The 20,731-nt window shown below is 69.0% G+C and carries 19 protein-coding genes and 2 pseudogenes; 17 read left to right on the top strand and 4 right to left on the bottom strand.

Annotated elements, in window-relative coordinates:
* Nucleotides 1-178: 178 nt before the first annotated feature.
* Nucleotides 179-1,651 (bottom strand): siroheme synthase CysG, encoded by a 1,473-nt coding sequence (gene cysG / locus ABD017_RS04475; RefSeq protein WP_343880543.1) that lies wholly within the window; start codon nucleotides 1,649-1,651, stop codon nucleotides 179-181.
* A 321-nt stretch (nucleotides 1,652-1,972) separates the two neighbouring features.
* Here cysG and ABD017_RS04480 point away from each other — a divergent pair, with 321 nt between their 5' ends.
* From ABD017_RS04480 to ABD017_RS04560, 17 genes and pseudogenes are all read left to right on the top strand, one after another.
* On the top strand, nucleotides 1,973-2,569 hold the full coding sequence (locus tag ABD017_RS04480) for an ANTAR domain-containing response regulator (protein WP_343880545.1): 597 nt from the start codon (nucleotides 1,973-1,975) through the stop codon (nucleotides 2,567-2,569).
* Nucleotides 2,566-3,798 (top strand): CmpA/NrtA family ABC transporter substrate-binding protein, encoded by a 1,233-nt coding sequence (locus ABD017_RS04485; RefSeq protein WP_343880547.1) that lies wholly within the window; start codon nucleotides 2,566-2,568, stop codon nucleotides 3,796-3,798. The genes ABD017_RS04480 and ABD017_RS04485 overlap by 4 nt, the downstream gene beginning before the upstream one ends.
* A 224-nt stretch (nucleotides 3,799-4,022) precedes the next feature.
* Entirely contained in the window at nucleotides 4,023-5,225 is a 1,203-nt protein-coding gene (locus tag ABD017_RS04490; protein WP_425543657.1) for a nitrate/nitrite transporter, read from the top strand.
* Nucleotides 5,226-5,272: 47 nt separating this feature from the next.
* The gene (gene nirB, locus ABD017_RS04495; protein WP_343880549.1) at nucleotides 5,273-7,756 is read left to right on the top strand and encodes a nitrite reductase large subunit NirB; all 2,484 of its coding nucleotides are present in this window, start codon (nucleotides 5,273-5,275) and stop codon (nucleotides 7,754-7,756) included.
* Nucleotides 7,753-8,100, top strand: coding sequence for a nitrite reductase small subunit NirD (gene nirD / locus ABD017_RS04500; protein WP_343880551.1), 348 nt, complete (start codon nucleotides 7,753-7,755; stop codon nucleotides 8,098-8,100). Before nirB ends, nirD begins: the two co-directional genes overlap by 4 nt.
* Nucleotides 8,097-10,754 (top strand): molybdopterin-dependent oxidoreductase, encoded by a 2,658-nt coding sequence (locus ABD017_RS04505; RefSeq protein WP_343880553.1) that lies wholly within the window; start codon nucleotides 8,097-8,099, stop codon nucleotides 10,752-10,754. Before nirD ends, ABD017_RS04505 begins: the two co-directional genes overlap by 4 nt.
* On the top strand, nucleotides 10,751-11,602 hold the full coding sequence (locus tag ABD017_RS04510; protein ID WP_343880555.1) for a uroporphyrinogen-III synthase: 852 nt from the start codon (nucleotides 10,751-10,753) through the stop codon (nucleotides 11,600-11,602). The genes ABD017_RS04505 and ABD017_RS04510 overlap by 4 nt, the downstream gene beginning before the upstream one ends.
* Complete coding sequence (locus tag ABD017_RS04515) at nucleotides 11,599-12,909, top strand: molybdopterin molybdotransferase MoeA (protein WP_343880556.1); 1,311 nt, start codon at nucleotides 11,599-11,601, stop codon at nucleotides 12,907-12,909. Before ABD017_RS04510 ends, ABD017_RS04515 begins: the two co-directional genes overlap by 4 nt.
* 1 nt (nucleotide 12,910) lies before the next feature.
* Nucleotides 12,911-13,966 carry a GTP 3',8-cyclase MoaA gene (gene moaA, locus ABD017_RS04520; RefSeq protein ID WP_343880558.1) on the top strand — a complete coding sequence of 352 codons (1,056 nt, stop codon included), beginning with the start codon at nucleotides 12,911-12,913 and terminating at the stop codon, nucleotides 13,964-13,966.
* Nucleotides 13,967-13,999: 33 nt separating this feature from the next.
* Nucleotides 14,000-14,500 (top strand): cyclic pyranopterin monophosphate synthase MoaC, encoded by a 501-nt coding sequence (gene moaC / locus ABD017_RS04525; protein ID WP_343880560.1) that lies wholly within the window; start codon nucleotides 14,000-14,002, stop codon nucleotides 14,498-14,500.
* Complete coding sequence (locus ABD017_RS04530) at nucleotides 14,497-15,093, top strand: NTP transferase domain-containing protein (RefSeq protein ID WP_343880562.1); 597 nt, start codon at nucleotides 14,497-14,499, stop codon at nucleotides 15,091-15,093. Before moaC ends, ABD017_RS04530 begins: the two co-directional genes overlap by 4 nt.
* Nucleotides 15,090-15,332, top strand: a complete 243-nt coding sequence (locus ABD017_RS04535) for a MoaD/ThiS family protein (RefSeq protein ID WP_343880564.1) — start codon at nucleotides 15,090-15,092, stop codon at nucleotides 15,330-15,332. The genes ABD017_RS04530 and ABD017_RS04535 overlap by 4 nt, the downstream gene beginning before the upstream one ends.
* Nucleotides 15,329-15,733 (top strand): annotated as a pseudogene (locus ABD017_RS04540) (molybdenum cofactor biosynthesis protein MoaE); the annotation flags it as partial. The gene ABD017_RS04535 and the pseudogene ABD017_RS04540, both read left to right, overlap by 4 nt.
* Nucleotides 15,722-16,903, top strand: coding sequence for a ThiF family adenylyltransferase (locus ABD017_RS04545; protein ID WP_343880666.1), 1,182 nt, complete (start codon nucleotides 15,722-15,724; stop codon nucleotides 16,901-16,903). The pseudogene ABD017_RS04540 and the gene ABD017_RS04545, both read left to right, overlap by 12 nt.
* Before the next feature lie 19 nt (nucleotides 16,904-16,922).
* Complete coding sequence (locus ABD017_RS04550; RefSeq protein WP_343880566.1) at nucleotides 16,923-18,230, top strand: molybdopterin molybdotransferase MoeA; 1,308 nt, start codon at nucleotides 16,923-16,925, stop codon at nucleotides 18,228-18,230.
* Complete coding sequence (locus ABD017_RS04555; protein WP_343880568.1) at nucleotides 18,217-18,474, top strand: hypothetical protein; 258 nt, start codon at nucleotides 18,217-18,219, stop codon at nucleotides 18,472-18,474. Before ABD017_RS04550 ends, ABD017_RS04555 begins: the two co-directional genes overlap by 14 nt.
* A pseudogene (locus ABD017_RS04560) lies at nucleotides 18,429-18,593 on the top strand (efflux RND transporter permease subunit); the annotation flags it as partial. The gene ABD017_RS04555 and the pseudogene ABD017_RS04560, both read left to right, overlap by 46 nt.
* Here ABD017_RS04560 and ABD017_RS04565 read toward each other — a convergent pair.
* The 3 genes from ABD017_RS04565 to modA are packed head-to-tail and all read right to left on the bottom strand — an operon-like array spanning nucleotide 18,583 to nucleotide 20,723.
* On the bottom strand, nucleotides 18,583-19,275 hold the full coding sequence (locus ABD017_RS04565) for a sulfate/molybdate ABC transporter ATP-binding protein (protein ID WP_343880570.1): 693 nt from the start codon (nucleotides 19,273-19,275) through the stop codon (nucleotides 18,583-18,585). The pseudogene ABD017_RS04560 and the gene ABD017_RS04565 overlap by 11 nt on opposite strands.
* Before the next feature lie 3 nt (nucleotides 19,276-19,278).
* On the bottom strand, nucleotides 19,279-19,956 hold the full coding sequence (gene modB, locus ABD017_RS04570) for a molybdate ABC transporter permease subunit (RefSeq protein ID WP_343880572.1): 678 nt from the start codon (nucleotides 19,954-19,956) through the stop codon (nucleotides 19,279-19,281).
* The gene (modA, locus tag ABD017_RS04575; protein WP_425543658.1) at nucleotides 19,956-20,723 is read right to left on the bottom strand and encodes a molybdate ABC transporter substrate-binding protein; all 768 of its coding nucleotides are present in this window, start codon (nucleotides 20,721-20,723) and stop codon (nucleotides 19,956-19,958) included. The genes modB and modA overlap by 1 nt, the downstream gene beginning before the upstream one ends.
* Nucleotides 20,724-20,731 lie beyond the last annotated feature (8 nt).

The raw sequence follows: 20,731 nt of genomic DNA on the forward strand, positions 1-20,731 counted from the left end.
GGCACTGGATTCCAGCTTTCGCTGGAATGACGGGCAAAAAGCCAAATCTGCGTCGGCGCAACGGCTGGCCGCATCGACCATCGCGCCAAACCAGCGCAACTCATCAGCCATCGTTGCCCAACAAGATCCGTCGGCTTCGGGAAAGCCCTCATCCCAGCGAAAGCTGGGATCCAGCGCCTTATGTGGCTAGGGAGGCACTGGGTTCCAGCTTTCGCTGGAATGACGGGCAAAAAGCCAAATCTGCGTCGGCGCAACGGCTGGCCGCATCGACCATCTCGCCAAACCAGCGCAACTCATCAGCCATCGTTGCTACCGGGCCGATGACCAGCAGGGCCGGTGCCGCGATGCGGTGCGCCGAGGCCAGCGCGGGAAGGGCATGCAGTTCGCCCCGCAGCACGCGTTGCTGCGGCAAGGTGCCGTTCTCGATCAGTGCAAAGGGCGTGTCCGCAGCGCGACCGTGAGCCAACAGCTGCCCGGTCAGGTGGGCAAGCTGGGCCAGGCCCATGTAGACCGCCAAGGTCTGCCGCTCGCCCGCCAGCGCGGCCCAGTCCAGCGTGTCCAGCGAATCCTTGCAGTGGGCGGTGAGCAGTCGCACCGACTGCGCATGTTCGCGGTGGGTGAGCGGGATGCCGGCGTAGGCGGCGCAGGCCACGGCCGCGGTCACGCCGGGCACGACCGTGCAGGCCACGCCGTGGCGCCGCAGGTAGAGCATTTCCTCGCCGCCGCGACCGAACACAAGCGGGTCGCCGCCTTTCAGTCGCACCACGTAACGTCCGGCGCGGGCATGCTGCAACAACAGCTCGTTGATCTCCGATTGCGGTGTGTGTCGGCCACCGCCGCGCTTGCCGACATCGATACGCTCGGCGTCGCGCCGCGTCATCGCCAGCACCTCGGGGCCGACCAACTGGTCGTGCAGGATCACGTCGGCCCGATTGAGCTCACGCAACCCGGCAAGCGTCAGCAAGCCCGGATCGCCGGGGCCGGCACCGACCAGCACGACCGAGCCGGGTACGGGCGGGGCATCGCGATCAAGCGCCTCGAGCAGCGCCGCCTCGGCCTCAAAGTGCCGGGCGTGGCGCAGCAGGTCCAGCACCGGGCCGTCGTACAAGCCGTCGTAGAACCGGCGCCGCGCGGCAAGATCGGGGAACGCATCGACGATCGCCTTGCGATGCCGCTGGGCCAAGGCCACCAGCGGTCCGATCGCCGGGTCCAGATGCGACTCCAGCGTCTCGCGCACGCGGCGGGCGAACATCGGGGCAGCGCCCCCGGTGGAGATGCCGATGGTCAGCGGTGCGCGATCCACCACGGCGGGCACCTGGAAGCGCGACAGCGCCGGATCGTCCACCACGTTGCACAGGATGCGCCTGCCGGTGGCGCACGCGGCCACCTCGGCGTTGAGGTCACGGTTGTCGGTGGCGGCGATCACCAGCCACACATCGTCCAGCCACGACGGCTCGAACGCGCCGTCGAGGTGCGCGATGCGTCCATCGGCCGCCTGGTCGGCCAGCGCGGGGAGCAGGCGCGGCGCACCAACCCGGACCACGGCACCGGCCTCGAGCAGGGCGGCGACCTTGCGTTCGGCCACGCTTCCGCCACCCACCACCAGCACCGGCAAGCCGTTCAGGTCCGCAAAAAGGGGGTACAGGCGCATGTCGTGTCTCCGGGGCGGGGTTTCCCCAATTCGGGGATTGCATTGACGCATCAAGGTGCGTTTCGGTGGTTTCATTTGGCCATCCATACGTCCGTACATGCGCATGGTCAGAGTGTGCGGAATGCGGCAGGTCATGCGTTTTCCGGTAGCAGATCGTCCCGGAATCGTGGCGGCGCACCAGGCCGGCGTGTCCCGGCATTCGGCTGCACCTGCGCAGGATCATGCGAAGAACGTTCCAGCGGTTGGCACGCATGCTGCATCGCAACGGCGGCATCCGATGCGCCAACGCGTCATCACCGCTGGATGGAATCGCGCCCACCGATGTCCCTGAAAATTCTTCTCATCGACACCGACGCCGAGCGGGCGCGTGCGCTCGAGGCGATCCTGTGCGAGTCCGGCTTCGCCCGGGTGGTGCGGATGCCCGAGGGAGCAGGGCGCATCGCGGCCGTCGAGGCGATCAAGCCGGACCTGATCATCGTGGACATGGCGCTGCCCGATCGCGACGCGCTGGAAGACCTGCGGCTGGTGTCGTCCGGCCACCCGATCGTGATGTTTGCCGGCAGCGACGATCCGGTGTTTGCCGAGCAGGCGATCGACGCGGGCGTGTGCTCGTACAACCTCTCGGGCGTGCCGCTAAAGGACATCAAGCCGATCATGGCCTCGGCCATCGCGCTGTTCCGTCGCCTGCGCAAGGTCGAGGGCGAACTGGCCGAAGCGCAGGCCATGCTGGAGGAACGGCGGCTGATGGAACGGGCCAAGGCCCTGCTGATGCAAGGGCGCCGGATGACCGAACCGGAAGCGTATCGCTGGCTGCAGAAGACGGCGATGAACCAGAACCGCAAACTTGCCCAGGTGGTCGCGTCGTTCGTGGCCCAGCACGACATCCGTCCGGGCACAGGAAAGGGGACGCCGCCATGAATGCACCGACACCCACCCCGCGCGAAGCAGCACCAAGGTTGCGCATCGGCCTGCTGCGCCTCACCGACAGCGCACCGGTGGTGACCGCGTACGAGTTCGGTTTCTTTGCCGAGGAGGGCGTGGATGTCGAGCTGGTGATCGAGCCCTCGTCGGCCAACATCGCCGACAAGCTCGCCTTCGGTGCCCTGGACGCCGCCGCCATCGCGCCGCCGCTGGCGTTTGCGGTGCAGCTGGGCCTGCGCGGCGTGGCGCGGCCGATGGTCATTCCCTACTCGCTCGGTGTCGGCGGCGTGGCCATCACGCTGGCCATCGACCTGGCGCGGCAAGTACGCGCGCGGGGCGAACGTGACGACCTGGATGCGTTGCCGGCGCTGGCCGCCTGCCTGCGCGGGCAGCCGCTCACCCTGGGCGTGGCGCCCACGTTCTCCGCGCACAACCTGCTGTTTCGCTACTGGCTGGGCAGCGTCGGCATCGAGCCGGGGCGCGACGTGAAGCTGGTGGTGGTGCCGCCGTCCCGCGCGGTGGAAGCCTTGCGCGAGAAAGAGATCGCCGGCTTCTGCGCCGGCGCGCCATGGGGCGAAGTGGCACGCAGGAACGGCGTGGGCCTTGCAGTGGCCGGCACGCAGCAGATCTGGGGCCATGCGCCGGAGAAGGCGTTTGCCATGTGCGCCGGCTGGGCGGACCGGAACCCCGCGGCTATGGCCGGCGTGCTGCGTGCGCTGCATCGGTCGTCACGCTTTTGCGACAACCCCGAGAACGGTGCCTATATCGCCTCGCTGCTGTCGCGGCGGCGCTACCTCAACCTCGGCGCGCATACCATCCTGGCAACCTTGCCCGGCGGTGCCGAGGCGGCCCACGGCTGCGTGTTCCACCGCGGCGCGGCCACCTTCCCCTGGCGCTCGCAGGGGTTGTGGTTTCTCGGCCAGATGCGCCGCTGGCACCTGATCGACGACAGCATCGACCTGGCCACCCTGGCCGAGCGCGTCTATCGACCCGACCTGTATCGCGCCGCGCTGTCGCCCGTGGGCGCATCCGTGCCGCTGGCCGACTGGAAAGTGGAGGGCGCACACGCCACCGGCTGGTCGCTCGATGCCTTGCCGGCACCGATGGCGATGCCGGCCGACCGCTTCTGCGACGGCGCGATATTCGACCCCGCCGCCGTGCCGCCACTGGGCGAGAGTGCCATGCGCATCCGCGCGCGCGATGACGGGCACGACGCCGCGCGTTGAGCGCGAGGCCGAACGCACCGACGAAAAAACGCTTGCCTTCGCTGATTTGTTGCACTACAACATGAGTCGTTGCCCGCGGTTTCCACACCGCCGGCACCATCGAGGAAGACAGCCTGATGGCGGGCTGCTCTGGCAACTGACAACGCAATTCCTCGCGAGCTAATGGCGGTTCGCAACCGGTAGATCCGGCAGCGCGACAAGCGCTGAAACCGCGAGCCATTGGCATGAGCAAAGCCTTCCTCAAGGCCGGTCATTTCCCCACGCTGGCCGTTTGCTTCCTGTATTTCGATCTCAGCTTCGCCGTCTGGGTGCTGCTGGCGCCGCTGGCGGTGCTGATCGCCGACGATCTGCATCTGCGGCCGGACCAGAAGGGCCTGATGGTGGCCACGCCGGTGCTGGCCGGCGCGTTGTTGCGGGTGCTCAACGGCGTATTGATCGGCCAGTGGAAGGCGCGCCGGGTCGGCATCGCGATGCAGCTGGTGGTGATCACGGGGCTGCTGCTGGCGTGGTGGCTGGGCCTGCGCTCGTTCGGCCAGATGCTGACGCTGGGCGTGGTGCTGGGCGTGGCCGGTGCCTCGTTCGCGATCGCCTTGCCGATGGTGTCGTACTGGTATCCGCCGCAGCGCCAGGGCGTGGTGCTGGGGCTGGCCGGCGCGGGCAATTCCGGCACCGTGTTCGCGGCATTGTTCGCACCCGCGCTGGCGCTGGCGCTCGGCTGGCGCAACGTGCTCGGCCTGGCGGCCTTGCCGCTGCTGGCGGTGCTGCTGGCGTTCGTCCTGTTCGCCAGGGACAGCCCCAACTCGCCGCCGCCGAAAACGCAGGCCGATTACCGGCGCGTGCTGCGCACGCCCGATGCGTGGTGGCTGATGTTTTTCTACGGCATCAGCTTTGGCGGCTTCGTGGGGCTGTCCTCGTTCCTGCCGATCTACTTCAACGACCAGTACGGCCTGTCCGCGGTGACCGCGGGCTACTTCACGGCCGGCTGCGTCTTCGTGGGCTCGTTCGTGCGGCCGCTGGGCGGCGCGCTGGCCGACCGCATCGGCGGCACGCGCGCGCTGTCCATGGTCTACGCGCTGGTCGCCTTGATGCTCTCGATCATCACCTTCGGCAAGCAGCCGGCGTTCGGCGCACTGGCCGCGCTGGCGCTGGCGATGACGGCGCTGGGCATGGGCAACGGCGCCGTGTTCCAGCTGGTGCCGCAGCGCTTCCGCAACGACGTCGGCCTGCTCACCGGGCTGGTCGGCATGACCGGCGGCGTGGGCGGCTTCTGCCTCGCCGCGGGCCTGGGCTATGCGCGGCAATTCACCGGCGACTACGGCTACGGCTTTGGCTGCTTCGCACTGCTGGCGCTGCTGGCCTGGGGCGGCATTGCCAGCGTGCGGCTGCGCTGGCGCGGCGCCGCGGCACTCGGCGGCGTGCGCGTCTGAGCCCATGGCCGAACACCTCATCTCCCTCACCCCACCGGAGCGATTCCATGTACATCAACGACGATCTCGCCCGCCTTCCACCCGTCGCGCAACTGGTGGTGATCGGCAACGGCATGGCCGCCATGCGCACGGTGGAGGAGCTGCTCAAGCATGAAGGCGGCAAGCGCTACCGCATCACCGTGTTCGGCGCCGAACCGCACGTCAATTACAACCGCATCATGCTGTCCAGCGTGCTGGCCGGCGACAAGCAGCTCGATGAGATCGTCATCAATCCGCGCCAGTGGTACGAGGAAAACGGCATCCGCCTGATCACCGGCGACGAGGTCACCGCGATCGATCGCGATGCGCGCACCGTCACCTCGGCCAGCGGCATCTGCGTGCCGTACGACCGCCTGCTGATCGCGACCGGCTCCAAGCCCCTGGCGCCGCGGATTCCTGGACTGGAGTTGCCCGGCGTGTGCGCGTTTCGCGACATCGCCGACGTCGACAAGATGTTGGCGGCCGCGCGCACGCACAAGCATGCGGTGGTCATCGGTGGCGGGTTGCTGGGGCTGGAGGCCGCGTGGGGTTTGCGCCAGCGCGGCATGTCGGTGGCCCTGGTGCACCTGATGCCGACCTTGATGGAGCGCCAGCTCGATGCCGCCGCCGGCCAGCTGCTGCAGCGCGAGCTGGACCGCCGCGGCATTGCCTTCTTTACCGAAGGGCAGACCAAGGAGATCGGTGGCGTCGATCACGCCGAACGCGTGCTGCTGGAAGACGGGCGCGAGATTCCCGCCGACCTGGTGGTGCTGGCGATCGGCATTCGCCCGCGCATCGAGCTGGCGGTGGCGGCCGGGCTGGAGATCAACCGCGGCATCGTGGTGGGCGACGACATGCGCACCAGCGACCCGGATATCTTCGCGGTGGGCGAGTGCGTCGAGCATCGCGGCCAGGTGTTCGGCCTGGTCGCGCCGATCTGGGATCAGGCCAAGGTATGCGGCGCGCGGCTGGCGGGCGACCAGGCGGCCATCTTCGCCAGCAAAGCCTTGTCCACCAGTCTCAAGATCACCGGCGTGGACGTGTTCTCCGCCGGCGCCCTGATGGCGGCGGACGCGTCCGACGAGGAGATCACCCTGCGCGACGAGTCCAACGGCGTCTACAAGAAGATCGTGCTGCGCGATGGCCGCCTGGTCGGCGTGGTGCTGTACGGGCACGTCGTCGATGGCCAGTGGTACCTGAAGCTGATGCGCGACAAGGAGGATGTTTCCGCCCTGCGCGAGCGGCTGGTGTTCGGCAAGGCCTTCGCCGAGGCCGAAAGCGGCGGCGCGCAAGCGGTCGACTACGAGGCCATGCCCGACGACACCCAGATCTGCGGCTGCAACGGCGTGTGCAAGGGTGACATCGTCAAGGCGATCCGCACGCTCAAGCTGACCACGCTGTCCGAAGTGCGCGCGCACACCAAGGCCTCCGCCTCCTGCGGGCAGTGCACCGGCCAGGTCGAGCAGATCCTGGCGTACGCCGCCGGCGTGGATGCCAGAGCGACGAAGAAGACCGTGTGCGACTGCACCGAGGCAGACCACGACGAAGTGCGCGCCGCCATCCGCACGCAGCAGCTGAAAAGCATGGATGCGGTGCGCACGGCGCTGGGCTGGAAAAAACCCGAGGGCTGCCACAAGTGCCGGCCCGCGCTGAACTACTACCTGCTGTGCGCATGGCCGGGCGAATACCGCGACGACGCCAGCTCGCGTTTCGTCAACGAGCGCCTGCACGCCAACATCCAGAAGGACGGCACCTACAGCGTGGTGCCGCGCATGTGGGGCGGCCTGACCACGCCGGCCGAGCTGCACGCGATCGCCGACGTGGCGGAGAAATTCCACATCCCCACGGTCAAGGTCACCGGCGGCCAGCGCATCGATCTGCTGGGCGTGAAGAAGGAAGACCTGCCCGCCGTGTGGAGCGACCTGGGCCAGGCCGGGCTGGTCTCCGGGCATGCCTATGCCAAGGGCTTGCGCACGGTGAAGACCTGCGTCGGCAAGGAATGGTGCCGCTTCGGCACGCAGGATTCGACCGGCCTGGGCGTGAAGCTGGAAAAGATGTGCTGGGGCTCGTGGACGCCGCACAAGGTGAAGTTCGCCGTGTCCGGCTGCCCGCGCAACTGCGCCGAAGCCAGCATCAAGGACCTGGGCGTGATCTGCATCGACGCCGGCTACGACATCCTTGTGGGCGGCAACGGCGGCGTCGACCTGCGCGCGACCGACCTGCTGGTGCGCGTATCCAGCGAGGACGAGGTGCTGCAATACGCCGGCGCCTTCATGCAGCTGTACCGCGAGGAGGCGCACTACATGGAACGCAGCGCGCCGTGGGTCGCCCGCGTCGGCATCGACTACGTCAAGCGCCGCCTGGTGGAGGATGCCGAAGGTCGCGAGCAGCTGTGCCAGCGCTTCCTGTATTCGCAGACCTTCGCCCGCATCGACCCGTGGCACGAGCGCGCCAGCGGCGCGGCGGCCGCCGCCTTTCAACCGCTGCCCGAAGTTGCGGGAGCCCTGGCATGAACGCGCACGACTGGAAAAACATCGGCCCGCTGGAGAGCATCCCGCGCAGCGGCAGCCGCCGCCTGTGCCTGCGCCAGGCCGGCCGGCCGATCGCCGTGTTCCGCACCCGCGACGACGAGGTGTTTGCGCTCATCGACGAATGCCCGCACAAGAAGGGGCCGCTGTCCGAGGGCATCGTCTCGGGCAAGACCGTCACCTGTCCCTTGCACAACTGGGGCATCGCGCTGGATTCGGGCGAGGCCGTGGCGCCGGACGAGGGCAGGGCGGGCTCGATACCGCTGCGCGTGGTGGACGGCAATATCCACGTCTACCTGCCCGAGCCAGCGGTCGAGGCCATCGCGTGAGCACCATCCGCACCACTTGCCCTTATTGCGGCGTGGGCTGCGGCGTGACGGTGGAAGACGGCGTGCCGCGCGGCGATCGCGGGCACCCGTCCAATTTCGGGCGGCTATGCTCCAAGGGCGCGGCGTTGAAGGATGCGCTGGATCTGCCGGATCGGCTGCAACATCCGACCATCGACGGACGCGCCGCCAGCTGGGACGAGGCGCTGGATCGCATCGCCGCCGAGTTCACCCGCATCCGCACCGCGCACGGTCCCGATGCCATCGGTTTCTACGTCTCCGGCCAGTTCCTCACCGAGGATTACTACGTCGCCAACAAGCTGATGAAGGGCTTTGTCGGCGCGGGCAACATCGACACCAACTCGCGGCTGTGCATGTCCTCCACCGTGGCCGGCCACGTGCGCGCGTTTGGCGAGGACGTGGTGCCCGGCTGCTACGAAGACCTGGAGGAAGCCGACCTGGTGGTGCTGGTGGGCAGCAACATGGCGTGGTGCCACCCCGTGCTGTACCAGCGCCTGATGGCGGCGCGCGAAAAGCGCGGCACGCAGGTGATCACCATCGACCCACGCCGCACCGCCACCGCCGACATGGCCGACCTGCACCTGCCGCTGGCGCCCGGCGGCGACGTGATGCTGTTCAACGGCTTGCTGGTGCACCTGGTGGATGCGGGGAAGGTCGATCGCGACTGGGTGGGCGAGCATGTGGCCGGTTTCGACGAAGCCGTCGCCGCCGCCCGTCAAACGGCCGGCTCGGTGGAACTGGTGGGCGCCGCCACCGATCTCGACCCCACCGACGTGCTGCGTTTCTACGACAGCTTTGCGCGTACCGAGCGCGTGATGACGCTTTATTCGCAAGGCGTGAACCAAGCCGCCAATGGCGCCGACAAGGTCAACGCCATCCTCAACTGCCACCTGGCCACGGCACGCATTGGCCGCGCCGGCATGGGCCCGTTCTCGCTCACCGGCCAGCCCAACGCCATGGGCGGACGCGAGGTCGGCGGGCTGGCCAACCAACTGGCCGCGCACATGGGTTTCGAGCCGGAAAGCGTGGATCGCGTGGGCCGCTTCTGGAACGCGCCGCAGGTGGCGCGCACGCCCGGCCACAAGGCGGTGGACCTGTTCGAGGCCGCCGCCGATGGACGGCTGAAGGCGATCTGGATCGCCGCCACCAACCCCGCCGTCAGCATGCCGCGCGCGGATCTCGTGCGCGATGCCTTGCGCGCCTGCCCGCTGGTGATCGTCTCCGACGCCTGGCCCACCGACACCACGGCGCTGGCCGACATCGTGCTGCCCGCCGCCGGCTGGGCAGAGAAGGACGGCACCGTCACCAACTCCGAGCGGCGCATCTCGCGCCAGCGTCGCTTTCGCGCGCCGCCGGGTGAGGCGCGGCCGGACTGGTGGATGTTCGCCGAAGTCGGCAGGCGCATGGGCTGGCGCGAGGCGTTTGCGTTCGAGACGCCGGCGGCGATCTTCCGCGAGCATGCCGCGCTTACCGCGTTCGAGAACGATGGCCGGCGCCGGCTCGACTTGGGCGCGCTGGCCACGCTGGACGACGCGGCCTACGACGCGCTCGATCCGGTGCAATGGCCCTGCCCGAAAACGGGGCAGGGCGGCAGCGGCCCGCGGCTGTTCTCCCGCGGCCGGTTTCCCACCGACGACGGACGCGCGCGCATGCTGCCGCTGGCGATTCGCGCCGACACGAAGCTGGCCGGCTACCCGCTCATCCTCAACACCGGCCGCGTGCGCGACCAGTGGCACACCATGACGCGCACCGGCCGCATCGCCCACCTGATGACGCACAGCCCAGGGCCACGGCTTGCCCTGCATCCGCGCGACGCGATGCTGCGCGGCATCGTCGATGGTGGCCTGGCGCGGGTCAGCAGCGCGCAAGGACACATCAGCCTGCGGGTGGAAATCGACGCGGGGCTGCGCCAGGGCCAGGTATTCGCGCCGATGCACTGGACCGACCAGTTCGCCTCCAGCGGCCCCACCGACCGGCTGGTGCATGCGCTGACCGACCCGGTATCGGGCCAGCCGGATCTCAAGGGCACGCCGGTGCAGGTCAGCGCCTTGTCCGAGACCTGGCGCGGCGTGCTGCTGCGGCGTCGCGACGGGCAGCTTTCGCTGGGCGACGATAGGCTGTGGAGCAAGGCACCGATCGCCGCGGGCTTCCGCTACGAGCTGACCGGCGTTGCGGCGCTGCAATCGCTGATCGATTCCGAACAGACACTGCGCCGCCTGCTGCACATCGACGCGGCGGCGGAACTGGTTTCCTACGCCGACCCGAAGAAAGCCGTCTTCCGCTACGCCGGCCTGGTCGATGGAAGGCTCGATGCCTGCGTGTTCTTCGCCGCGCCACAGGCGACGTTTCCCGAAGCCGACGCTGCCTGCGCCTTGCTCGGCCAGCCGCTCGACGCGGTGAAGCGGTTGGGCCTGCTGGCCGGCCTGGAGGCAGGGCCGCAAGCGTCGGGCAACATCGTCTGCGCATGCATGTCGGTGGGCGAGGCCCGTATCCGCCAGGCCATCCGCGCACATGGTTTGACCAGCACGGCCGAGATCGGCGCGCTGCTGGGCGCCGGCACCCAATGCGGCTCGTGCCTGCCCGAGCTGAAGAAAATGCTGGCGCTGAACGTCATCGAGACCGGAGTGCAGGCATGACCCGCGGACCGCTCGAGCCGTTGCGCATCCTGGTGCCGGAAAGCCGCGAGCTGGATCTGTTCGCCGGCATGCTGGAGAAAAAGGGCGCCACCACGCGCCGCTGTCCGCTGGTGCAGATCCTCGATCTGGAGGACAGCACCGAGGCCGAGGCGTGGATCGGGCAACTGCTGGCCGGCGAATTCCGCGACGTGATCTGGATGACCGGCGACGGTATTCACCGCCTGGTCGGCATCGCCGGGAAAATCGGTCGGCGCGATGCGGTGCTCGCCGCGCTCAAGCGCAGCCGCGCCATCACCCGCGGCCCCAAGCCCACGCGCGCGCTGCGCGAACTGGGATTGCCCGCACCGTGGCTGCCGGCACCGGAGCCCACCTCGCAAGGCGTGCTGCAGGCGTTTGCCGCCGACGACCTCGCCGGTCGCCGGCTCGGCCTGCAACTGTATCCGGGCGATGGCGGTTTGCCGCTGCTCGATGGCCTGCGTGCGCGCGGTGCCATCGTGTTTCCGGTGACGCCTTACCGCTACGCCTCCGACAGCGAGACGGCCGAGGTATTGCAGGTCATCCACGAACTGGTCAGCGGCCAGCTGGACATGGTGGCGTTCACCAGCTCGGCCCAGCTGACCCGGCTGCTGCGCGTGGCCAGCGACGCCGCACTGCACGACACGCTGCTGCATGCGCTCGTCCGCATGCCGATCGCCGCCATCGGCCCGGTGATCGAAACGGCGCTGCGCGAGCTGGGTGTGCGCACCATCCTGCGCCCCGAGCACAATTTCCACCTGAAACCGCTGGTCAACGTGATTGCCGCGGCATGGCAGGCGCCACGGCCGCCTGGCGAGGGTGATGTCCAATGAAGAGCCTGCTGGGCGTCACCGAAGCGGAACGGCGCATCCATGCGCACATGCCCTCGTTCGGCACCGAACGCGTGGCGCTGGACGCGGCGGCGGGCAGGGTGCTGCGCCAGACCGTGCAGGCCGAGCGCGACCAGCCGCCGTTCGACCGGGTGATGATGGACGGCATCGCGATCGCTTCGACTTTCTCCTCCCCCTGCTTCGCAGGGGGAGGTTGGGAGGGGGTAAAGCTTTTGCCTTTCCGATCAAAAGCAACCCCTCCCCAACCCTCGCCTGCGTTGCAGGGGAGGGCTGGGGAGGGGTTGCGCCGTTTCCGTCCGGCCGGACTTGCACTGGCGGGCATGCCCGAGCAGGTGCTGGACGACCCCGCCGCGTGTATCGAAGTGACCACGGGCGCGATGCTCCCGCGCGGCTGCGACAGCGTGATTCCCATCGAGCAGACCCGACGCGACGGTGAATCGTACGTGCTGATCGATGGCTGCGAACCCGCGCCCGGCCAGTTCATCCATCCCCGCGGCGCGGACTGTCGCGAAGGCGAGATCCTGATGCGATCAGGCATGCGCCTCCGCGCACCCGAGGTCGCCGTGCTGGCGGCCCATGGCGTGGCGCAGGTCGAGGTGGCGAAGCGGCCCTCGGTGACGATCGTCGCCACCGGCGACGAATTGCGCGAGGTCGACCAGGCGCTGGCGCCGGGGCAGATTCGCCGCTCCAACGACCGCGCCCTGGCCGCGGCGCTGGCGGCGCGCGGTTTCGATGACGTGGAGCGGACCTGGATACCGGACGATCTGGACCTCGCCACGCACACGCTTGCCGGCCTGCTGGCGACCCGCCAGGTGCTGGTCTTGTCCGGCGGCGTCTCGATGGGCCAGCGCGATTTTGTGCCCGCCGCACTGCATGCGCTTGGCGTGCACGAAGTGCTGCACGGCATCGCGCAGCGGCCCGGCAAGCCGATGTGGTTCGGCGTCGGGCCACAGGGGCAGGCAGTTTTCGCCCTGCCGGGCAACCCGGTGTCGGCGCTGGTCTGCGCCGTGCGCTACCTGCTGCCGGCGCTGGAGCGCGCCATCGGCCTCACCGCGACGGCGCCAGTCAAGGTGGTGCTGACCGACGCGGTCGCCACGCATCCGGCGTTGACCTGTTTCGTGCCGGTGGCCGTGCAACACGACGGCCACGGCCGGGCGATGGCGCAGCCGCAACCCAGCCCCACCTCGGGCGACTTCTCCTCGTTGCCGCAAACCGATGGCGTGGTCGAGCTGGCGCCCGCCGCCGGCGCCGCACCCGGCGGCACCGTTGCCGTGCTGCACAGGTGGTGACATGAGCGTTCCACTCGCCCGCACCGACAGCTTCCCCGCATCGCCTGCACTGAGGGATCAACGTGGCCGGCCGTTGCACGACCTGCGTATCTCGGTGATGGACCGCTGCAACTTCCGCTGCACCTATTGCATGCCCGAGTCGATCTATGGCGATCACTACACCTTTCTGGGCAGCCAGCAACGCTTGAGCTTTGACGAGATCGAGCGGCTGTGCCGCATCGCCGCGTCGCTCGGCGTGACCAAGCTGCGGCTGACCGGCGGCGAACCGCTGCTGCGCCCCAAGCTGCACGAACTGGTGGCGCGGCTGCGCCGGATCGACGGCATCACCGACCTGGCGATGACGACCAACGGCGTGCTGCTGGGACGCCATGCCACGGCGCTGCGCGAGGCCGGGCTGGATCGGGTGACGGTGAGCCTGGATACGCTGGACCCGGCACTGTTCCACCGCATGAGCGGTGGCCGCGGCGCACTGGACGAGGTGCTGGCCGGCATCGAAGCGGCGCAGGCGGCGCGCTTCCCCCGCGGAATCAAGTTGAACACGGTGGTGCAGCGCGGCGTCAACGATCACACCGTGCTCGACCTGGTGCAGCGTTTCCGCGGCAGCGGCATCGTGCCGCGCCTGATCGAATACATGGACACCGGCAACCGCAACGGCTGGCGCCACGATGCAGTGGTGCCGTCGGCCGAACTGGTCGCGGCCATCCATGCGCGCTGGCCGCTGGACCCTCTGCCGCCCAGCCGCGACGGCGAGGTGGCCACGCGCTTCCGCTTCCGCGACGGGCAGGGCGAGATCGGCGTGATCTCATCGATCAGCGCACCGTTCTGCGGCGACTGCTCGCGGGCGCGGTTGTCGTCCGAGGGCACGCTCTACACCTGCCTGTTCGCGACACAAGGCACCGACCTGCGCAGCCTGCTGCGCGACGGCAGCCATGACGAGGCCTTGCACGAACGCCTGCGCCGCACCTGGCTTCGCCGCAACGACCGTTACAGCGAGGAACGCAGGGAGCGCCGCCTGCGCGCCGTGCGAAAGATCGAAATGCACTACATCGGTGGCTGATTTCCTTCCACGAACTCCAACCCGAGAACACCCATGACCGCAGCAGCGCAAACGCTTTCCCACGTCGATGAAGCCAACCGGCCGGCGATGGTCGATGTCGGCGCCAAGGCGGTGACCCGGCGCACCGCGCAGGCGCAGGCGCGGGTGCGGTTTCCGCCCGAGGTCGCCGCGCAACTGCATCGCGCCGGTCATGTCACGACCAAGGGCGCGGTGTTGACCGTAGCCAACATCGCCGGCGTGATGGGCGCCAAGGCCACCGCGCAGCTGATCCCGCTCTGCCACCCGCTGGCGCTGGACCATTGCCACATCGACATCACCATGCAGGGCGATGACGCCCTGGTCGCGTGCTCCGTATCCTGCCAGGGGCGCACCGGCGTGGAGATGGAGGCGCTCACCGGCGCCAGCGTGGCGGCGCTCACCATCTACGACATGTGCAAGGCGCTGTCGCATGACATCGTGATCGCCGAGATACGCCTGCTCGGCAAGACCGGTGGCAAGCGCGGCATCGACCACGGCGCGGGGCCGGCCGCATGAGCGCCGCGCCTCTCCACGGCCTGTTGCTGTGCGGCGGCGCCAGCCGTCGCATGGGGCGCGACAAGGCGCAGCTGAACTACGGCGGCGAGCCGCAACTGCTGCGCGCGTGGCGCTTGCTGACGGCGGTGACCGGACGCGCCTTCGTATCGATACGCGACCACCAGCGCGACGAACCGTTGCGTGCCAGCATGCCGCAACTGATCGATACGTACGACGCGGTCGGTCCCGCGGCCGGCATCCTTTCCGCGCACGATGCGTTCCCCGAAGCGGCCTGGCTGGTGATCGCCTGCGACCTGCCGTGGCTCGATGGGGCCACGCTACGCGCGCTGGTCGCCGCGCGCGATCCGGCGAAAGAAGCCACCGCCTTCGCCAGCCGCTTCGACGGCCTGCCCGAGCCACTGTGCGCGCTGTGGGAGCCGTCGATCCACCAGCGACTCAAGCAGCGCCATGAGGCCGGCAGCCATTGCCCGCGCAAGGTGCTGATCCAGGCCGACATCCGCCTGCTGCCACCGCCCGGCCACGCGCTGGACAACATCAACACCGCGCAGGAATACCAAAAACAGATGCAAGGCCAGATGGAGGTGCTTTCATGAGCCGCGTCACCGTGCAGTACTACGCCCAACTGCGCGAGCAGGCGGGCGCCAGCAGCGAACAGCTCGATACCGCGGCCGTCACGCTGCGCGACCTCTACGACGAATTGTGCCGCCGGCATGGCTTCACGCTGCCGATCGACGCGCTCAAGGTGGCGGTGAACGTGCGCTTCAGCGATTGGGGCAGGGCGCTCGACGAGGGCGACACCATCGTCTTCATCCCGCCGGTGGCCGGCGGATGATGCGCTTCACGCTGGCCACCGAAGCGGTCGACGTCGGCGCATGCCGCGACGGCCTCGCGCATCCGGGCAGCGGCGGTTTCTGCGCTTTCGAGGGCTGGGTGCGCAACAACAACGAAGGGCGTGAAGTCAGCGGCCTGGCCTACGAGGCCTATGCCGAGCTGGCGATCAGCGAAGGCGAAAAGGTGGTGGACGAGGCGATGGCCCGCTACGGCGTGCTGGCCGCGCACTGCGTGCATCGCGTCGGCGAGCTGAAGATCGGTGAGCTTGCGGTGTGGATCGGCGTATCCGCCGCGCATCGCGACGAGGCCTTCCGGGCCTGCCGTTACATCATCGACGAGATCAAGCACCGGCTGCCGATCTGGAAGAAGGAGCACTACATCGAGGGCGGCATCGCCTGGGTTGCCTGCACGCATGCGGCGCCCATCGACGCCGAGCAGGACCATATGAATGGACGTTCAGACGGCCATTCACATGAAGGGCATTCGCATGCGCCATCCGTGTTTGCGCCGGATTATTCGCGTCAGGTCCGATTGACCGACGTCGGCGATGCCGGCCAGGCGAAGCTCGCCGCGGCCCGCGTGCTGGTGATCGGCGCGGGCGGGCTGGGCTGCCCGGTGATCAGCTATCTCGCCGGCGCCGGCGTGGGCACGCTGGGGATCGTCGATGGCGACGTGCTGGAGGCCAGCAACCTGCACCGGCAGGTGATGTACGACGCGCGCGACATCGGGCAGCGCAAGGTCGATCTCGCGGCGCGCCGGGTGGCGGCACTCAATCCCGCGGTCACGGTGCGGACTTTCGCCGAGCCCCTGCGTGCGGACACCATCGCGGACGTGTTTGCGCAGTACGACCTGGTGGTCGAATGCACCGATGACCTGGGCAGTCGCTACCTCGCCAACGACGCTGCCGTGCTCACCGGCACGCCCTTGATCCTCGCCAGCGTCTACCAGTACGAGGGCCAGCTCCAGGTGGTCAGCGCGCTCCCCGGCCACACCTGCCTGCGCTGCCTGTGGCCCGTACCACCTCCGCCGGCCCTGGCCGGGAGTTGCGCCGAAACCGGCGTGCTGGGTCCGGTGCCCGGCGTGCTCGGCACCATGCAGGCGATGGAAGCGCTGAAGCTGCTGCTGGCTTTGCCTGGGGCCGGCGACCCATCGCTGCAACTGATCAACCTGCTCGACGGCACCCGTCAGCGCCTGCCGATCGATGTGGCCCGTGGCTGCAGTCTGCACGGTGGCTGCATGATCGTTGCGCAACGGGCACTCGATGCCGCCAGGGACGATGTCGATTGTCGCTTCGACGATCTGGCGGAGGCGGTGGCCCGTGGCTTCACGCTCGTCGACGTGCGCGATCCGCAAGAAATCGACGCGTCGCCGCTAGCGATCGCGTCCTTGCGCCTCCCCACCGCCGAGGTCGACGCCTGCCCCCTTGATCGCTTCGTCGGCAACGTGTTGCTGGTGTGCGCCAGTGGTCGGCGCAGCCAGCATGCGGCGCGGCGGCTGCGTCAGCGTGGTGTCGGGGCGTACTCGCTGGCCGGCGGCCTGAAAGCGCTGCGCCACAGTGGCGCATACGCATGATCGGCGCGTCCGGACGGCCATGATTTCCTATCGCGAAGCCATCGAACGCCTGCTCGCGCCGCTGTCCGTGCTGCCGTCCGAAAGCTGCGCGCTGGCCGATGCCGGCGGACGCGTGCTTGCCGACACGCTGACCAGCCCGCTGGCGTTGCCGTCGTTCGATCACGCGGCCATGGACGGCTATGCGTTGAAGGCAGGCGCGTCAACGGGCGGCGGGTCGGAGCATCCGGTCCGCGGTTCGCTGGCCGCGGGTGACGCTGTCCCCGGCGCCCGCTCGAGCGCCTGCGAAATCATGACTGGCGCACGCCTGCCGGACGGGCTCGATGCGGTGGTTGCGGTGGAACGCACCGACGTGCTGCAGGCGCAGCCCGATGGCACGCCGCGCCGCATCCGGCTGCTCGATGACGTCACGCCGGGCCAGAACGTGCGCCGCACGGGCAGCGACGTGTCGCGTGGCGCAAGCGTGCTGGCCGCGGGCACGGTGATCGAACCGGCGCAGATCATGTTGCTGGCGGCCCTGGGTATCACCCGGCTCGCCGTGGTGCGGCGCCCGCGCGTGGCGATCATCTGCACCGGCAAGGAGCTGCAGACCGGCGCGCCCAGTCCGTTGCGCGATGGCCAGATCCACAACTCCAACGGCCCGTACCTGGTGGCGGAGCTTCGCCGCGCGGACGCCGAGGTGGTGTCCTGCGTCACCGTCGACGACACGGTTCACCCCTATGTGGCGGCGCTGGAGCGAGCGGTCGAGGCGGGCGTCGACATGGTGGTCAGCACCGGCGCAGTGTCGATGGGCCGCCATGACTTCGTGCCCGATACCTTGCGCCAGGTCGGCGCGCGGCTGCTGTTCCACAAGGTCGCGATACGCCCGGGCAAACCCCTGCTCGCGGCCCGCTTGCACGCCGGCCCGCTGGTGCTTGCCTTGCCCGGCACGCCCATGGCCGTGGCCGTTGGCGCGCGCTTTTTCGTGGCCCCGGTGCTGCGCGCGATGGCCGGGCAGGGCGGCGAGCCGGTCCTCCACGCCACGCTGGCCTCAGCGCAGCACTCCAAACCCGGGCTTCGCCATTTTCTGCGCGCCGCGCTGTGGCTGGACGAGCAGGGACGCTTGCAGGCGCGTCCGCTGGATCGCCAGGAGCCGTTCCGCATCCAGCCGTTCGCCCACGCCGACGCCTGGGTCGTGCTGGACGGACACGCGGGCGATTTCGCCAGCGGAATGCAGGTGGAGATTGCCAGCCTGGGTTTGGCGGCGACATCGCTAAGCATCGGCGCCGCCACGGGTGGCCGCACCGACCGGCCATCACGATGCGCATTTTCGCGGGATGAACCACGTTGAGAACGCGATGGCATTGTCTGGCCGCAAGGTGGCGATAGCATCCCCGGATGCACCGTTCCCCTTCATTGCTCGCTCGCCTGTGCTGGCCGGGGAGATACGCATCAAGGTGGACCGTGACGCCTTGGCCCGCTACGGCCTGAATGCCGAGGATGTGCTTGCCGTGGTCAAGAACGGCATCGGCGGTGGTGAGTTTTTTCAGCGGAAACCCAGCGCCCGCTGGCCACCGTGGTGGTCGGTGGCCTGATCACCTCGACGTTGCTGACGCTGGTGCTATTGCCCCTGTTGTACGACTGGATGGAACAACGTGCCGAGCGCCCGTCCCGCGAGGAAGGCACCGGGCTGGCGCGCGACCTCAATCCCTGATGGCCGGTACCTGCGCCGCGGTGTGGATGCGCCCGTCGCGGATCTCCAGCACTTCCTCGCCCAGCGCCTCCACGTCGGACGGGTCGTGGGTGATCATCAGCATCTGCAGGCCCAGCCGCGAGTGCAGCGCGAGAAGGTGTTCGCGCATGCGCGCGCGCAAGGGCGGATCGAGGGCGGCGAAAGGCTCGTCCAGCAGCAGCAATTGCGGGTCCGGCGCCAGCGCGCGCGCCAGTGCCACGCGTTGCTGCTGGCCGCCGGAGATCTGCCAGGGATAGCAATCAGTCAGACCGTCCAGCTCGAACGCCGCCAGCCAGTATCGCGCCGCTTCGGGCAAGCGACGGCGCGACGGATTGCGCCAGCCGGTGCCAAGCCCGAACGCCACGTTCTGGCCCACGGTGAGGTGCGGGAACAGCGCGTAATCCTGGAACAGGTAACCCACCCGGCGTGCCGGCGCGGGCCGACAAAGGCGCTGTTCGGTGTCGAACCAGGTCTGCCCGTGCACCACGATGCGGCCCTGGTCGGGCGTAACCAGGCCGGCGATGGCGCGCAGCGTGAGGCTCTTGCCCGAGCCGGACGGCCCGTACAAGACAATGCGCGCACGCTCCGAGCGAAACCGCACGTCCAGCGAAAATGGCCGGTGCGGACCGGCCAGCGTGCGGCGGATGTCGACGTCGATCGCCATGGCTCAAGCCACCCGCTGCGGGGCATGCCCCCGCGTGAGGCGACCGGCCAGCAGCAACACCGCGATGCAGGTGAGCGACGCGACGACCACCAGCGTGGCGGCACCGGCTTCGTCGCCGGCCTCGATCGCCGAGTAGATCGCCACCGACAACGTCTGCGTGCGTCCGGGCAGGTTGCCGGCGATCATCAGCGTGGCGCCGAATTCGCCCAGCGCCCGGGCGAAGGCCAGCAGGGCGCCGGCCACGATGCCGCGCGACGCCAGCGGCAGCGACACGCGAAAGAACACCGCCGGATGCGACAACCCCAGCACGCGCGCCGCGCTTTGCAGCTGCGCGTCCACATTCTCGAACGCGGCCCTGGCCGCCTTGTGCACCAGCGGAAAGGCGGCCAGGGTGGAAGCGATCACCGCGCCCTGCCAGGTGAACACGGGATTGATCCCCCAGTGCTCCAGCCACGCGCCAAACGCACCGCGCCGGCCCAGCAGCACCAGCAGGTAGTAGCCCAGCACGGTCGGCGGCAGCACCAGGGGCAGGGTGAACACCGCATCCAGCAGGTTGCCCAGCCGCGATCGCCAGCGCGACAGCGCGAAGGCGCTCGCCACGCCCAGTAAGAGGTTCAGGCCGGTCGCCCACAGCGCCACCTTCAACGACAGCAGCAATGGCTGCCAGATATCCGGCGACATCACGGCGGCTTCAGGAAACCGTACTTCGCCAGCACGGTTTGCCCATCGGCGGAAAGCACGAACTGCCGGAACGATTCCGCGTCGGACGCATGCGCGGTATCGGCCACGATCGCGATGGGATACGTGATCGGCGTGGGCGAATCCAGCCGCAAGGCCACCCGCACCCGGTCGCGCGCCAGCGCCGCGTCGGTGGCGTACACGAAACCCGCGTCCATCTCGTCACGGCTGACATAGTCGAGGCACTGGCGCACGTTCTGCGCCAGTACCGCCCGTGGCTGAAGCGCATTGGCCAGCCCGGCACGCTCAAGCACGCGCTGCGCATAGCGACCCGCCGGTACCGATGCCGGGTTGCCCCAGGCCACGCGCTTGAACCGGGCGCCAAGCAGATCCTTCAGGCTGTCCACGTGCGCGGCGCTGGAGGCTGGCAGCACCAGGACGAGCTGGTTGGCGGCGAAGTCGGCGCGCGTGCCGGCGGCGAGCATCCCTTGTGCCTGCGCCTGATCCATCGCCGCCTGGTCCGCCGACGCGAACACGTCCACCGGCGCGCCCTGAACGATCTGGCGCATCAGCGTGTCGGACGAGGCAAAGTTCAACACCACGTGCGTTTCGGGATGCGCAGCCTCGTAGGCCCGCGCCACGTCGCGGAACGCATTGGTGAGGCTGGATGCCGCGGAAACCACCAGCTCCGCCGCGAAGGCGGTCGTGCCGGTCAAGGCCATCGGCAGCACGAAAAGCAGCGCGAGGCATCGACGCGTGGACTGTTTCATGCGGTCAT

This window comes from Rhodanobacter caeni, assembly GCF_039523575.1.
Lineage (GTDB): Bacteria > Pseudomonadota > Gammaproteobacteria > Xanthomonadales > Rhodanobacteraceae > Rhodanobacter > Rhodanobacter caeni.